At 40.7% G+C, this 16,083-nt stretch carries 12 protein-coding genes; 10 read left to right on the top strand and 2 right to left on the bottom strand.

Going from position 1 to position 16,083, the window contains the following annotated elements; genetic code table 11:
* Window positions 1-200: 200 nt before the first annotated feature.
* A complete protein-coding gene (locus HC179_RS04940) occupies window positions 201-716 on the bottom strand; it encodes an antibiotic biosynthesis monooxygenase family protein (RefSeq protein ID WP_168863327.1) in 516 nt (171 codons plus the stop codon).
* Between the two features lie 207 nt (window positions 717-923).
* Between HC179_RS04940 and HC179_RS04935 the strand changes: the two genes are divergently transcribed.
* The 8 genes from HC179_RS04935 (at window position 924) to HC179_RS04900 (ending at window position 13,511) form a co-directional block, all read left to right on the top strand.
* Entirely contained in the window at window positions 924-3,074 is a 2,151-nt protein-coding gene (locus HC179_RS04935; protein WP_481747955.1) for a transglycosylase domain-containing protein, read from the top strand.
* Between the two features lie 76 nt (window positions 3,075-3,150).
* Window positions 3,151-4,803 (top strand): ATP-binding protein, encoded by a 1,653-nt coding sequence (locus HC179_RS04930; protein WP_168863325.1) that lies wholly within the window; start codon window positions 3,151-3,153, stop codon window positions 4,801-4,803.
* Window positions 4,804-4,927: 124 nt separating this feature from the next.
* A complete protein-coding gene (gene hemE / locus HC179_RS04925) occupies window positions 4,928-5,968 on the top strand; it encodes a uroporphyrinogen decarboxylase (RefSeq protein ID WP_481747954.1) in 1,041 nt (346 codons plus the stop codon).
* A 197-nt stretch (window positions 5,969-6,165) separates the two neighbouring features.
* On the top strand, window positions 6,166-7,107 hold the full coding sequence (gene hemH, locus HC179_RS04920; protein ID WP_168863324.1) for a ferrochelatase: 942 nt from the start codon (window positions 6,166-6,168) through the stop codon (window positions 7,105-7,107).
* Between the two features lie 25 nt (window positions 7,108-7,132).
* Entirely contained in the window at window positions 7,133-8,563 is a 1,431-nt protein-coding gene (gene hemY / locus HC179_RS04915) for a protoporphyrinogen oxidase (RefSeq protein WP_168863323.1), read from the top strand.
* A 336-nt stretch (window positions 8,564-8,899) separates the two neighbouring features.
* Complete coding sequence (locus HC179_RS04910) at window positions 8,900-9,466, top strand: TetR/AcrR family transcriptional regulator (RefSeq protein WP_148989389.1); 567 nt, start codon at window positions 8,900-8,902, stop codon at window positions 9,464-9,466.
* Window positions 9,467-9,539: 73 nt separating this feature from the next.
* Window positions 9,540-11,738 carry a YhgE/Pip domain-containing protein gene (locus HC179_RS04905; protein WP_168863322.1) on the top strand — a complete coding sequence of 733 codons (2,199 nt, stop codon included), beginning with the start codon at window positions 9,540-9,542 and terminating at the stop codon, window positions 11,736-11,738.
* A 762-nt stretch (window positions 11,739-12,500) separates the two neighbouring features.
* Window positions 12,501-13,511, top strand: a complete 1,011-nt coding sequence (locus HC179_RS04900; RefSeq protein WP_168863321.1) for a substrate-binding domain-containing protein — start codon at window positions 12,501-12,503, stop codon at window positions 13,509-13,511.
* A gap of 469 nt (window positions 13,512-13,980) precedes the next feature.
* Here HC179_RS04900 and yhfH read toward each other — a convergent pair whose 3' ends face one another.
* Window positions 13,981-14,115: a protein YhfH gene (gene yhfH, locus HC179_RS04895; RefSeq protein WP_082380846.1), complete on the bottom strand. Its 135-nt coding sequence runs from the start codon at window positions 14,113-14,115 to the stop codon at window positions 13,981-13,983.
* A gap of 153 nt (window positions 14,116-14,268) precedes the next feature.
* Here yhfH and HC179_RS04890 point away from each other — a divergent pair, with 153 nt between their 5' ends.
* Both HC179_RS04890 and lplA read left to right on the top strand, forming a co-directional pair.
* On the top strand, window positions 14,269-15,012 hold the full coding sequence (locus tag HC179_RS04890; RefSeq protein ID WP_168863320.1) for an MBL fold metallo-hydrolase: 744 nt from the start codon (window positions 14,269-14,271) through the stop codon (window positions 15,010-15,012).
* Window positions 15,012-15,998, top strand: a complete 987-nt coding sequence (gene lplA / locus HC179_RS04885) for a lipoate--protein ligase (RefSeq protein ID WP_168863332.1) — start codon at window positions 15,012-15,014, stop codon at window positions 15,996-15,998. The genes HC179_RS04890 and lplA overlap by 1 nt, the downstream gene beginning before the upstream one ends.
* Window positions 15,999-16,083: the final 85 nt, after the last annotated feature.

Genomic DNA, 16,083 nt, shown 5'->3' with positions numbered 1-16,083 from the left:
TCGCTCCGCTGCGGGGTCTCAAGCTACCGCTATCTCCCTCAGGAGTCTTCGCCTTTTGCTCCAATCAACAGCTGGTGCAACCCAAAAAATAAATGTATCTTTTAAACGAAAAAAGACCCGAACTAATTTAAGATCTTAAATTAGTTCGGGTTTTATTTATTTAGACTAAAACACTTTTGTCCCAGCCTCTTTAACTGCAACTAATCCTGTTCGGGCATTTCTGCGTAGTAGGTGGTTACGTAAGAAGGACGAGGGAAAATCTGTTGCTTTTGGTCGACGCCTTCTGAAGTGCCACGTTTTTCGTGTGCTTTATCATAAGCTTTAGATTCCTGCCATTGCTTAAAGTATTTTACATCTTCCCATAGTGTTAAAATAACATAAGTATCAGAATCTACTGGGCGAAGTACGCGAATTGCTGCAAATCCAGGTTCCTTTTCAATTAATCCAGCTCTTTGGCTAAAACGATATTCAAAGACAGGTCTACCTTCATCTGTAACTGGTATGTTGTTCAAAACAGCAAACTTTCCCTTCGACAGATCTCCATTAGAATCGAGCACTTCAAATTTCTTGCCTGATTTGAAGCTGGACTGCTCAACCGTTTCATGCATAAGAACCGCGTTATCCTCCCCGAACATTAACAAGTTTTCTCCACTTTCTAGAGTGTTTTTTAAATCGCTTAAGTAATCGGTGGTACCGAAAGTCATGTAAAAATTCATCTTCTATTCTCTCCTTTATGTTTAATATCGACATTATAATTACAAAATAAGGGAAACCCGAGAAAAAATATGTAGAATAAGGTAGAATAAAGGGTGGACAACCTTTCAATTTTCCTTACTAGATGATTATTCCCGGTACATAGGAGGAGGTAAACCACTTTGGAAAGATTTAAGAGAAATAAATTATCCCAAATGAAATTACCAAACATCAAAGCAATCTTGTCTAAAAAGTACTTCCTTTTTCCATTTATTTTAGCATGTATTGCTATTGTAGGACTAATAGGTTATATCTTTATCATTTTTTTAGGAGACTATGTCATTGATGAAAAAAAATTGATCATGGATTCCACTACAACCATGGTAGATGAAAACGGAAATGAAATAGCCTCCCTTTTTTTTGAAAATAGGGAAATTGTAGAAATATCCAATATACCGGTACATGTAAGAGAGGCATTTGTAGCGGTGGAGGACAACCGTTTTTATGAACATAGAGGAATTGATGTTCGAGCAATTGGTAGAGCAGTCTACCGTGACATTCTGGCCAGAAGCAAGGTAGAGGGAGGAAGCACCCTCACTCAGCAACTTGCAAAAAATATCTTCTTGTCTAACGAAAAATCATGGCTCCGAAAGACGAAGGAAGCGGTAATAGCAATAAACCTTGAAAGAAGATACACAAAAAATGAAATTTTGGAAATGTATTTGAATCAGATATATTTTGGGCATGGTGCATATGGCGTCCAAGCAGCATCAGAGCTTTATTTTAATAAAAATGTAGAAGACTTGACGGTAGAACAAGGTGCCTTGTTGGCTGCTCTGCCTAAAGCGCCTAATGGTTACTCTCCTATTAATCATCCAGAGGAAGCGAAAAAAAGACGAGATCTTGTCTTGCATCTTATGGAGGATCAAGGCTACATTGAGGCGGAAGAAGCTGTCGGATTAATGGGGAAAACGCTAGGCTTGGATGTGATTGAATCTCCAGAAAAACAGGCCTACTTAACGTATATTGATATGGTGATGGAAGAAGCAGAAGAGAAATATGGCTTTACTCCAGAAGAATTGCATAGAGGCGGGTATAAAATTTTGGTGCCGATGAATGTTGCGGCCCAAGATGCTGCATTTCAACGCTTTGGGGACAATCAATATTTTCCCGGCACCAATGATGACGTGGAAGGTGCGTTTGTCATGATGAATCAGCATAATGGAGGCGTAATGGCCGTTATTGGTGGAAGAAACTATGTAACAAAGGGAATCAACCGGGTAAATATCAAAAGGCAACCTGGTTCCACCTTCAAACCTTTGGCTGTCTATGCCCCTGCACTTGAAGAAGGTAAATATGAACCATACAGCCTTTTAAAAGATGAATTACTTTCATATCAAGATGGCCAAGAAGTTTATAAACCAAGAAACTATCATCATCAATATAAAAACGAAGTGACCATGTATGAAGCTGTTAAGGATTCTTTAAATGCCCCTGCTGTTTGGGCGTTAAATGAATTGGGAATCAAAAAAAGCAAAAGCTATCTTGAAAAATTGGACCTGGCTATTCCCGATAACGGGCTGGCTATTGCACTCGGAGGATTGAAGGAAGGGGTGACCCCTTTAGAATTGACAAAAGCTTATCGATCCTTTGGCAATAATGGCAAGATTGTAGAACCTTATTTTATTCAGGAAATCAGAACGAGAAAAGGCGAAGTTGTCGCCAAAGTAAAAAAATCCGAGAAGAAAGTATTTAGCCCTCAAACAGCCTGGAATATGACAAGGATGCTTGAAGGAGTGGTACAGGACGGATCGGCACAAGCAGGAGATCTTCAAGGGGAACTTGCCGGTAAGACAGGCACTACAAACTATCCAGGTATAGATAATGCCATTAAGGATACTTGGTTTGTAGGGTATACACAAGACGTGATAGGGACAGTTTGGATGGGCTATGATACTACGACTCCCGAACAACATCTGACTGCGGGAGGAGCTTATCCTACAAGACTGTTGAAAGATATATTGCGAGATGCTGGACTCGATAATGGAGCTTTTTCTGTTCCTGTCGGTGTAACGGACCTTGAAAAACCAATAACCATGCCTGAAAGTATTCAGCTAAATGGATCGATGACCTTTCATCCTTTAAGCTTGTTCACAGTCAACCTGGAGTGGAGTGAAGGGGAAGATGATCGGATTGTCTATAGAGTCTATTCTGTTTCAGGGGATAAGGAAAATTTGATTGGAGAAGTATCTGGGGAGCATCAATATTCAGTGAAAAATATCAACATCTTTAATGTTCCTGAATATTACGTTATTCCATACAATACCCAAACCCAAAAAGAAGGTAATCCATCCAAAACACTAGAGCCGTCATTTAGATAAGTCAGAAACCAACAGCAATGTTTACAAAGAAGATAGAAAATATCAATGAAATGGACTGTTTGAGGAGAAGCGGGAGATGAATGTACAAGTAGGAGCATTATTTGCACGAGTTGGATTGAACATTAAAGAAGCATGGTTAAATGAAAAGAGGCTGAACCAAGAGCAAATGCACATCATTCATCAGAAAAATAAGCTGATGTTGGTCGTATTTGTTACACTGCTAATTCTAGACCTTTTAACAAACATATTTATTTTCCCTGAAATACTTCCTGCGATCTTGCTCACAGCAGGATCGGTATGTGCTTTAGTTGCTTTCTTTGTATTACGCCCTAAGCTTGCTAAGGTGGGGATGTATGTCATCGTATGTGCATCCTTTATTCCATTTTGGGTGGTAGCCTATCTAGATAAAGATGTAATCAATTTTTATTTTCTATCCATGCCTTTAATTATGTCTTCCTTATATAATCGTATCTTGCCCATTTTAATAGCTAGTCTTTTGACTTGTATCACCCTGTCATTTTTCTACATCGACTATAGTAACATCGTGTTTTCCAATCATTTAAAAGTGGATGTATTTTATTTTATTTTGTTTTCCGTATTCGTCACCATCTTTCTCCTATTTTCTAGCAGGCTGACAGGGAGCCTCTTAGAGAGGGCAGAAAAGAAAGAGAAGCAAACATCACTAGAGTTGCTTTCTACGAAAGAATATTTAGAAGCATATTTTAATAATACGACAGACTCTATTGGCGTTTATGACCTGAACGGAGAAATTTTAAAAGTAAATGCATCCTTTGAAAAGATGTTTAAAGTGGAAGAAAAAGATATCATTGGTTCGGAAACAAGCTTTCTTTCTTTTACATCTCCAAATTCTCTGCGTGTTTTTTTAAGTAAACTGAAAAAACAGAAGCAACTCTCATTTGAACTATTGACTGCAACATCGGAAGGAATGCATATTGACCTCAACATCACGGTCACTCCAGTAAAGGACGGACAAGGAGGAATCATAGCACTTGTTTTTCTCATGAAGGATATTACCGATAAAAAGAGAACGGAAGAAGCACTCATGCAGTCGGAAAAGCTTTCTGTCATCGGAGAACTAGCAGCTGGAGTGGCACATGAAATTAGAAATCCTGTCACTGTCTTAAAAGGGTTCGTTCATCTCCTTTCCCAGGAAAGCAGAGAAAAAGAATTCTTTACCATCATGGATAAGGAATTAGAACGAATCAACCAGATTACAAATGAATTTATGGCGCTAGCAAAACCACAGGCTATCAAAATTAAAAGACAGAATTTAAAGGAGCTCATACAGGAGGTATATGTTTTCCTTGAAAGTGAGGCATTTATTAATCAGGTTGTCATTGAAGTGTTTCATTTTCAAGAAAGCATATGGCTTGAATGTGAACCGAATCAAATCAAACAAGTATTAATAAATATTATTAAAAATGGCATGGAAGCAATGCCAGACGGTGGGAAGATAATCATTCATACTCAAGAAGTGGACGGTTTAGTTAAACTCTTGATTAAGGACGAAGGAGATGGAATCCCTGCAGAGGTGATCAACAAGGTAGGACAACCTTTTTTTACCACTAAAGAACAGGGGACTGGGCTCGGCCTGATGGTTTCCATGAAAATTATTGAAAACCACGGCGGCCAGTTAACGATTTGCAGTGAGGAGAAGGTCGGATCAACAGTAGAAATCTCATTGCCGCATATGAAGGTGGGGGAATAATCGTCTATTTTATGAACAATAAGCACTCATTCTATACATTCCTTACATTTATAGGTATAGTGTAACATGACAGAAGTGAAACGTAATAAAAGCAGAAATAAGTCATTTGGAAGGGGTCATCATTTTGAGTCAAACAACATTTAACGATACATTTTTACGAGCATGTAGAGGAGAGAAAACAGAGCATGTCCCATTATGGTATATGAGACAGGCTGGACGTTCTCAACCGGAATACAGAAAAATTAAAGAAAAGTATTCCTTATTTGAAATTACTCATCAACCAGAGCTTTGTGCCTATGTGACAAAGCTTCCTGTTGATCAATATAACGTGGATGCAGCCATCCTATATAAAGACATCATGAGTCCCCTTCCTGCAATTGGTGTGGATGTGGAGATTAAATCCGGAATTGGCCCAGTTATTGATAACCCGATCCGATCCATTCAAGATGTTGAAAAGCTTGGAGAAATACATCCTGAAGAGGATGTTCCATATGTACTGGATACCATCAAACTATTAACAAAAGAGCAATTGAATGTGCCGTTAATCGGTTTCGCGGGGGCACCATTTACGCTTGCTTCCTACATGATCGAAGGCGGTCCATCTAAAAACTATAATAAAACCAAAGCATTCATGTATGCAGAACCGAAAGCTTGGTTTGCATTAATGGATAAACTTGCAGATATGACTATTACCTATGTTCGCTCCCAAATCCATGCTGGTGCAAAAGCAATCCAAATTTTTGATAGTTGGGTTGGAGCATTGAATGTAGAAGACTACCGTTATTTCATCAAACCGGTAATGAATCGCATCTTCTCCACTTTAAAGGAGGAAAATGTACCTTTAATTATGTTTGGAGTAGGCGCAAGCCATTTAGCTAATGAATGGCACGACCTTCCACTGGACGTGGTCGGCCTTGACTGGCGTTTACCGATTACAGAAGCTAGAGAGCGCGGTATTACAAAACCTGTTCAAGGGAACTTAGACCCAGCTATCCTATTAGCACCATGGGAAGTCATCGAAGAAAAAGCAAAAGCTATACTTGATCAAGGAATGCAACAACCTGGCTACATCTTCAATCTTGGCCACGGAGTATTCCCGCAAGTAAACCCAGACACACTAAAACGTCTAGCAACATTCGTACATGACTATTCTTCTAATAAATAATTATGTATTAGGATATTTAAGCTGATGATTGGAGCAATGGGCGAAGACTCCTGAGGGAGATAGCGGTAGCTTGAGACCCCGCAGCGGAGAGAGGAGGCTCAAGCACCGCCCCTAGGAAAGCGAAGCCCGGTGCGGAAATCATCAGCGGAGTTACAAGATACTCTCTAATAGACCAGAAAAGAAAAGAGGTAAACTATATGTCCAAAAAAACAATGGGCTTGTTGGTAATGGCATACGGTACACCATATAAAGAAGAAGACCTAGAACGATACTACACACACATCCGTCGCGGCAGAAAACCATCCGACGAAATGCTGCAGGACCTGCGTGAAAGATATGACGCGATCGGAGGAATTTCTCCACTTGCACGTATCACAGAAGAACAAGCAAATGCATTAGGTGCACACTTAAACGACATCCAAGACGACATCGAATTTAAAGTCTACTTAGGCTTAAAGCATATCGAACCATTCGTAGAAGATGCGGTACAACAAATGAAAGAAGATGGAATCGAAGAAGCGGTAAGCATCGTACTTGCCCCTCACTTCTCTACTTTCAGCGTGAAATCCTACAACGGACGTGCACAAGAAGAAGCAGAAAAAATCGGCGGCCCAACCATCGTTTCTGTTGAAAGCTGGTATGATGAGCCGAAGTTTATCCAGTACTGGGTAGATAGAGTGAAAGAAACGTTTGGTTCCATGGATGAAGCAGAACGCGAAAAGGCAGTATTAATTGTTTCAGCACATAGCCTTCCCGAAAAAATCATTCAAATGGGAGACCCTTATCCAAACCAACTTCAAGAAACCGCAGACCTTATCGCAAAGGGTGCAGGAATTAAGAACTATGAGATTGCATGGCAAAGTGAAGGAAACACACCAGATCCATGGTTAGGGCCAGATGTTCAAGACATCACACGTGACCTTCATAAAGACAAAGGATATACGTCATTTGTTTACACTCCGGTAGGATTTGTATCGGATCACTTGGAAGTGCTTTATGACAATGACTATGAGTGTAAAATTGTAACAGATGAAATCGGTGCAAAGTACTACCGACCGGAAATGCCCAATACACAACCAGAATTTATTGATGCGATGGCTACCGTCGTATTGGAAGAATTAAAGAAAGTATCTCAGTAAATCTAGAAAAGAAGGCGATGAAACCATGAACGAGGAGAAAAAAAGGGTTGTCATCATCGGTGGAGGCATTACTGGCCTAGCCGCTGCCTACTATCTTCAAAAGGAAAAAAAAGAGAAAAACCTTGATATAGAGATTACCCTGATAGAAGCAAGCAACCGACTTGGAGGGAAAATCCAAACTGTAAAGCGTGATGGTTTTACTATTGAACGTGGACCAGACAGCTTCCTTGCTAGAAAGTTAAGTGCTGGAAGATTGGTAAAAGAAGTCGGTCTTGAAGATCAATTAGTGCACAATTCAACAGGTCAAGCCTACATCCTGCTAAAGGGACAGCTCCATCCAATGCCAGAAGGGTCTGTAATGGGGATTCCTACAAAACTGTCACCTTTTGTTACTACGGGATTATTTTCCCCAATTGGAAAAATGCGTGCAGCAGCGGACCTTATCCTTCCAGCTTCAAACAATGGTGGTGAAGACCAATCACTTGGTTCTTTCTTCCGCAGAAGACTCGGGGATGAAGTGGTGGAGAATCTGATTGAACCGTTACTATCTGGGATTTATGCAGGTGACATCGATAAATTAAGCCTTCAAGCCACTTTCCCGCAATTTCAACAGGTGGAAGAAAAGTACCGCAGCTTAATACTCGGGATGAAACAGACCACCCCCAAACAAAAGCCTGCACCTACCCAAAAGAAAAAAGGTATGTTCCAGACTTTGCGCGGGGGCCTTCAAACGCTTGTGGATGCCCTTGAAGAAAAGCTAGATCAGGTGACCATCTTAAAAGCAGTTAAAGTAGACACCATTAAGAAAATAGAGGATCAATATTCCCTAGCTTTAAGTAATGGCAAAGAGGTTCTTTGTGATAATGTCATTATCTCGACTCCTCATCATGCTACAGCAGGCCTAATTCCTGGGGCAGATTTTCTTGCTCCACTGCAACAGATGTCCTCTACATCAGTTGCGACCATCGCAATGGCATTTGATGAGTCAGCTCTTAAACAAGACATTGACGGTACAGGCTTTGTGGTGTCCAGAAACAATGATTATACGATAACTGCTTGCACATGGACCCACAAAAAGTGGCCGCATACAACACCAAAAGGGAAAGTAATCCTTCGCTGTTATGTTGGCAGAGTGGGAGAGGAAGCAATTGTTGATCAGAGTGATGAAGAAATAAAAAAAGTGGTACTCGATGACCTTAACAAAATTATGGAGGTCGGATCCGAGCCAGAATTTACGATTGTCACTCGTTGGAGAGAAGCAATGCCTCAATACGCTGTCGGTCATAAAAAGATGCTGCAGAAGATGAACGATCGGCTATCAGAAGCCATGCCTGGAGTGTATCTTGCAGGAAGTTCTTTTGAAGGCGTCGGGCTGCCTGACTGTATCGATTCAGGTGAAGCGGCAGTCAAAGCAGTGATAAGTAGCATAAAAAACAAACCTGTTGCTCAGGTATAAATATCAATAGACGGTTCAGTCTCAGCATAAAGAGACTGAACCGTTTTTTTTGAAAGTAAATAATACGGTTGATTTCCGTTCCAGGCGCTTCGCTTGCCTGCGGGGTGTCCCCTGTCCCTTCCTCCCGCGGGGGAGTAACGGTAGCTTGAGACCCCTGAAGCGTTGTGAGGAGGCTCAAGCACCGTCCGGCGGAAAGCGAAGCCATTTGCGGAAAGGAACAGCGGCGACAATGCAAATATTAAACCTAGATGTTGCTTTTTTATAAAAGAGCATCTATAATAAAACCAATTGACCGATATAGACATTTAGTCATTTTTGTAAGGAAGGAGCTATCAAATGGATCGTAAACAAAGTATCCTTGAGGCCGCATTAAAATCGTTCTCTTTATTTGGGTATAAAGCTACCACAATGGATCAAGTCGCAAAGCTCGCAAACGTTGGAAAAGGGACGATTTACACCTTTTATTCTAATAAAGAAGAGCTCTTCAGTGAAATTGTCGCAGGAATATTAAGAGAAATGCAGGAAGTGGCTGACCGTTCCATTAATTCAGAACAATCCTTTTTCGAAAATGCCCACAGGGCCCTTATCAGCTTGCTTGATTTTCGAAATGAACATCAACTGACCGTCAAATTGATTCAAGAAGAAAAGGAACTAGGAACAAAAATAGTTAACCAAGAACTTAACCGCCTAGAGCAAATGATTATTACATTTATCAAAGAAAGAATTGAAAAGGCGATAGAAAAAGGGGAACTAAGAAAGTGTGACCCGGAAGTTACAGCATTTCTAATGCTTAAGCTTTATGTGGCACTTGTAGTGGACTGGGAAGAGCATCATACTCCATTATCCAAAGAGGAAATTGCCAATCTATTTGAATTATATTTTATTAAAGGATTATCAACTTGATGATCCTTAAAATTTTGAGAAAAAATGACTAAATGACAAAAATGGTCATTATGTAATATGGAGGTAATATAGAATGAAAAGCGTACTATTTGAGTGGAAGGAATTGCTTACAAACAAAAAAATTCTGATTCCGGTTATAGCAGTATTATTAATTCCGTTACTGTATAGTGGAATGTTTCTGTGGGCCTTTTGGGATCCATACGAAAAACTTGATGAACTTCCGGTTGCTGTGGTCAATATGGATGAAGGTGCTGAGTACGAGGGAGAGCCCTTAACGATAGGGAAAGATCTACAAGAAAACTTGAAGAAAAATGATGGTTTCAAATGGGAATTTGTTTCTAAGGAAGTAGCATACGAAGGGATGGACAAACAGCAGTACTATATGGTTATTGAAATTCCTGATGATTTTTCAAATAGAGCAACGACGCTCTTGGATGAAAACCCCTCTTCATTGGAAATGAAATTCGTTCCAAATGAGAGCTATAATTTTTTATCTGCTCAAATTGGATCCACAGCAGTAGAGAAAATTAAAGAAGAGGTATCGAAAGAGTTAACAAGTACGTACGCAGAAGCAATGTTTGCTAATCTGGAAAAGATGGCCGACGGGTACAAAGATGCAGCTGATGGTACTAGTAAACTAAACAATGGCGTTCATGAGTTACAAGATGGTTCTGTTGCTTTGAAAAAAGGATTAGAACAGGCTGCAGAAAAATCGATCGTATTCCAAGATGGAGTGGGAAAGGCCTTTGGTGCCGTTAAAGATATCCATAAGGGAAATGAGGATCTGTCAAAAGGTTTGGGCCAATTGCTTGAAGGTCAAGGCCAAATGGCCTCAGCATCCGAGCAACTCCAAGCAGGAGCAGCAACGCTTAATGCCGGTTTAGCTAAAAGCAATGAAGGTATGTCACAGTTGCAAGATGCTCAAGGAGAACTTACAAATGGAGCGGTAAGCTTGGCAGAAGGTGCCGCGGAATTAAATGCTGGGACCGTAAAGCTTGAAGAAGGGGCTACACAAGCACAAGAAAAGGCAGAAAAATTGAATCAAGGAATGATTCAATTGAAAAAAGCACTTGAGCCAATGATGGAGCAGATAAGTGAAGAACAACAGGCAGAAATCAATGCTTCTTTTGAACAGTTGATTAATGGCAGTGGTGAGTTTTCTAAAGGGCTGATGGCTCTTCAACAGGGAGCTTTAGAATTAAATACAGGTACTTCTTCCTTAGCGGAAAATAGCAGAAAGCTTGCAGATGGCCATTTAAACTTTCAGACGGGTTTAACAGAACTGGCAAATGGATCTACCCAACTCTCAGAAGGTTCATCAGAACTTCTTAAAGGTCAAACAGAATTCAACCAAGGACTAACACTGTTTGGTGAAAAATTGGGAGACGCAAATGAGGGCAGTAAAAAGCTTGCAGAAGGGTCAGGTCAGCTTTTAGTCGGTATGGAACAGTTAGACGGAGGTTCCAAACAATTTCAAAAAGGTACACAAGAGCTTGCAGAAGGTTCAAATAAAATCTCCTCCGGTCTATCTGAAGTCGGTGAAGGAACAGATGAACTTGAGGAGAAATTGAAAGATGCTTCTGAGAAATCTGGGATTGTTAAGGGGACGGACAAAACCTTTGATATGATTTCTGAGCCGGTAAAGGTAAAATCAGAAGTGGAGAACGGTGTCCCTAACTATGGAACAGGTTTTGCACCTTACTTCTTATCTCTTGGTCTTTTTGTAGGTGCACTCTTGCTTTCCATCGTATTTCCAATGCGCGAGCCTGCAGGCACTCCTCGTTCCGGGACAGCATGGTTTACTGGTAAAGCGGCGATTCTTGCTGCAGTAGGAATTCTTCAGGCATTGCTTGCAGATGCCGTATTGATTTTAGGATTAGGTGTGGAAGTAAAGAGCACCGGATTATTTATGTTGTTCAGTATTCTTACTTCCTTTACTTTTATTGCACTAGTGCAGTTTTTGGTAACCACACTAGGGGACCCAGGTCGATTTGTTGCCATTCTAATCCTGATTTTGCAATTAACAACAAGTGCGGGAACATTCCCATTAGAACTAATTCCTAATGCCCTTCAACCGTTCAATTTACTGTTGCCGATGACTTACTCAGTGTCGGGATTCAAGGCGGTCATATCAAGTGGTGATCTTGGGTACATGTGGGAAAATGTTTGGATATTAGCTGGATTCATGTTCAGCATGCTTGCAGGTACATGGGGATATTTTGTTTATAAATTTAAAAAGCAATACTATTCCCCAGTGGAAGAATCAGCGTAAAGTTAATAGTTTAATAAGCTTATGGGGCCGCAGTGATCTGCGGTCTTTCTTGTTCTTTAGGAGATTAAAATAATTGAATTGATGATAGTCTTCAGAGTAATTCTTGACGCCGGAATTTACACCTCGGTGGTGCCGAAAATTAGGAAAAGAGAGGTCCTCATCGCCGTTATGACCTCAGTGACGAGAAATCAGGAGGAGAGAAGCCCTCATCGGCGATATGAAGACCTCAGTGACGAGAAATCAAGAGGAGAGAGGTCCTCATCGCTCGTATGAAGACATCAGTGACGAGAAATCAGGAGAAGAGAGGTCCACATCGCCCGTATGAAGACCTCAGTGACGAGAAATCAGGAGGAGAGAGGTCCTCATCGCCCGTATGAAGACCTCAGTGACAAGAAATCAGGAGAAGAGAAGTCCTCATCGGCGATATGAAGACCTCAGTGACGAGAAATCAGGAGAAGAGAAGCCTTCATCGCCAATATGAAGCCCTTGGTGACTGGGAGTTTTATTGAAATAGTCAAATATGAGCGCATAGGGAAGGATCCGGCCAAGGTCAATATTTCAAAACTATGCGAAAACAGAGATAACGTCCCAATAGATAATACCTAGGTATGTAGTTTTAGCTCCCCGAGCGATTTTGTACTTTAATTTGACTAATTGTAAAATTTTTATTGAAAACACTTACATTTCCTTTTATACTAGTAGTTATGAAAACGATTTCAACCATTCTACTAACCTATTATTTCAGCTAAGGTGGCGAGACTCGTGGCAACAATAGAAGATGTAGCAAGATTGGCAGGGTTATCAAGGACCACTGTTTCCCGTGTCATAAATAACCACCCGTATGTATCGGAAAAGAAGCGTGTACTTGTATCTAAAGCAATGAGTGAACTTGGTTATGTTCCAAATTCATCTGCAAGAAGTCTGAGAAGCCAGAAGACGGAGATGGTGGCATTACTGATACCTCGTGTGATGAATCCATTTTTCAGTGAACTGATCGAACGGATGGAAATGGCTGCAGCCGAAAACGGTTACCAGCTCATCATCTGTCAGACAAAATATTCAAAGAAAAAGGAACTTGATTATTTGAACTTGTTAAAAACGAAACAAGTGGACGGGATTATCCTTTCCTCCATACAAAATGACTGGAATGTAATAGAACCGTTTTTAGAATATGGACCAATCGTTTTGTGCAATGAGTTTGAAGAAGAAGCGGATATACCTTCTGTAAGGCTCGACCAGACTTATGGCGGTTATATATCGACGAAGCACTTGCTGGAACTTGGTCATCGCAAGGTTGCCTATTGTACTGGTGGTTATAAAAGCAATGTCGCCAAAAGCAGGGAGGCAGGCTTTAAAAAAGCACTCTCAGAGTTCAATGTAGAATTTCGCGAAGATTTTTCTTTCCGTGATGCCTTTACTATTGAAGACGGAAGAAGGGTGTTTCAGGAAATTCTGGCTTTGAAGGAAAAACCAAGTGCCATTTTTACTGGCGGGGATGAAGTGGCAGCCGGCATTATTTCAGAGGCAAAGCGCTCGGGTTGGAAGATCCCAGAAGATCTTGCAGTTGTGGGTTTTGACAATCAGGCTATTACGGAGCTAGTGGAACCGACCATCACAACCGTCTATCAGCCTATTGATGAAATGGCCCGCAAAGCCTTCCAGGTCATGATGGAAAAGGTGCGTTCCAAACGCTATCGTCACAAGGAAATCTATGAATATGATCTCGAGCTTATCGTTCGGGAATCAACGGTCAAACAAGGGGTTTACGTATAGAATATAAAGAAGAGCACTTATGGGGATGAGTGCTCTTTTTGTTATGAGAAAGTATAAGATTGGTTGATTTCCGTTCCAGGCGCTTCGCTTGCCTGCGGGCGGTCCGGGAGCCTCCTCGGCTTGCGCCTGCGGGGTCTCCCCTGTCCCTTTCTCCCGCGGGCGTCTACGCGCCTTCCACTCCAATCAACAAGATGGCTTCATTCATTTAAAGGTTTATGTAAAAGCATCTAATAGAGTTAGCTTAATAGGCATAAACATAAATTTTACGCAATTTTTCAGCTGTGGATTGGAGCAAATGGCGAAGACTCCAGCGGGGGAGTAACGGTAGATTGAGACCCCGCAACGAAGTGAGGAGGCTCAAGCATCGTCCCGCGGAAAGCGCAGTCATTTGCGGAAAGGAACAGCTGTCTAAAACAAAAACCAGGGAACCCGCTACTAATCTAGCAAATTCCCTGGCTTATATTTTATATTATTTTAACTGACTGGACATACACTCATCACAATGGTTGCCGTAGCACTCGTGCTGCTCATCCATTGTTTTTTTGCATTCAACGCATTTTTTAGGTGGTAAGGTTTTGAAAAATTCTGTACTTTTAATCAACATGTTATCACCCTCTGTTTTGTTATTTGTTGTTATTGTATTATAACAGAGCTTGTCTTGTCAACAACTGTTTTAAAACAACTCCTCTAAATAGGAAAATGGGCAGGGATATGGTAGACTTGATTTTGGAAACCAATAGAAGGGTGATGTATAGGCATGAAGCTTACCGTGGTAGGGTTTTGGGGAGGCTATCCAGCTGTTAACAGTGCAACATCTGGGTATTTAGTCGAACATAAAAATTTTAAATTATTAATTGATTGTGGAAGCGGTGTATTAGCACAGCTTCAGAATTACATAGATGTAACAGAGCTTGATGCAGTAGTTTTGTCACATTACCATCATGATCATGTCGCGGATATTGGTCCTTTGCAATATGCGAGACTTATCTCATTTTATATGGGCAAATCTGTAACGCAACTTCCTATTTACGGACACCAGGAGGACTTGCAAGGATTTTCCTCACTACATCATAAAGAATATACAAAAGGTATTGCATATGATCCATCTAAACCATTACAGGTAGGGCCATTCTCCATTGAGTTTTTGAAAACGACTCATCCTGTTCCATGTTATGCCATGAAGGTATCCACAGACAAAGGTTCGTTTGTGTACACAGCAGATACAAGCTATCAGGAATCATTCATTCCTTTTACACAAGGGACTGACTTATTGATTTGTGAATGTAATCTGTACGCTCACCAAGATGGTAAAGGGGCAGGACATATGAACAGCCATGATGCTGCAAAGGTTGCGCAAGGTGCAGAAGTGCCACAATTGCTGCTCACGCATCTACCTCATTTCGGTAAGGTGGAGCAGTTGGTGGAAGAGGCTGCAACGATCTACCATGGAAAAATTGATTTAGCACATAAAGGATATAGTTGGGAGAGTGGCAAGAGATGATGCTTTTTATAGATAATAAGGGAATTACGGATCCAAGGATCAACTTGGCAATAGAAGAATATGCGCTTAAAAATTTGGATATTGAAGATACCTACTTGCTCTTTTACATCAATGAGCCTTCCATTATCATCGGGAAAAACCAGAACAGTGTAGAAGAAATTAATACAAAGTATGTGGAGGATAATGGCATTCATGTCGTACGTAGGTTATCCGGCGGTGGAGCGGTCTATCATGATCATGGAAACTTGAATTTTAGTTTTATCACAAAAGATGATGGAGAGAGCTTCCACAACTTCAAAAAGTTCACGGCACCAGTTGTGGAAGCGTTGAAAAGCCTTGGAGTGGAAGCAGAAATGAGCGGGCGCAATGATATTCTTGCCGAAGGACGAAAAATCTCCGGAAACGCGCAGTTCTCTACCAAGGGCCGTATGTTCAGTCATGGTACGCTTCTGTTCGATTCCGAAATTGAGCATGTAGTTTCCGCACTGAACGTGAAGAAGGATAAAATTGAATCCAAAGGAATAAAATCAATCAGAAGCCGTGTGGCAAATATTAAAGAATTTTTGTCTGAGGATATAACAATTGAACAATTCCGTCAGCTTCTATTGGAGGCAATCTTTAAATCAAAAGACATCCCTAAGTACGAACTAACAGAGGAAGACTGGCAGAACATTCATGAGCTCTCCAAAGAACGTTACCAAAACTGGGATTGGAATTACGGAAAGTCACCGAAGTTTAACCTCCAGCATTCGCACCGTTTTCCAGTGGGGCAAATTGATGTACGTCTAGATGTAACAAAAGGAAAAATAGAAAACTGCAAAATTTATGGCGATTTCTTTGGTGTAGGAGATGTATCAGAAGTGGAAAACCTACTAGCAGGTGTTAAGTATGAGAAGAGTGAAATTGCACAGGCTTTAGAAGGAGTAGACGTAAAACATTATTTTGGAAATATTACCAGAGATGAATTGATTGATCTGATATATTAATATTCTGAGCAAGGAATAGGGATTCCTTGCTCTTTTTTTATACTAAAATATTTTATCTGAAAATTTTAATTTTATCGACATAATT

Source organism: Bacillus sp. RO1, from assembly GCF_012524115.1.
Classification (GTDB): Bacteria; Bacillota; Bacilli; order Bacillales; family Bacillaceae_I; genus Sutcliffiella_A.
Note: the sequence above shows the minus strand (reverse complement) of the source record. Positions and strands in the feature narration are given on the sequence as shown.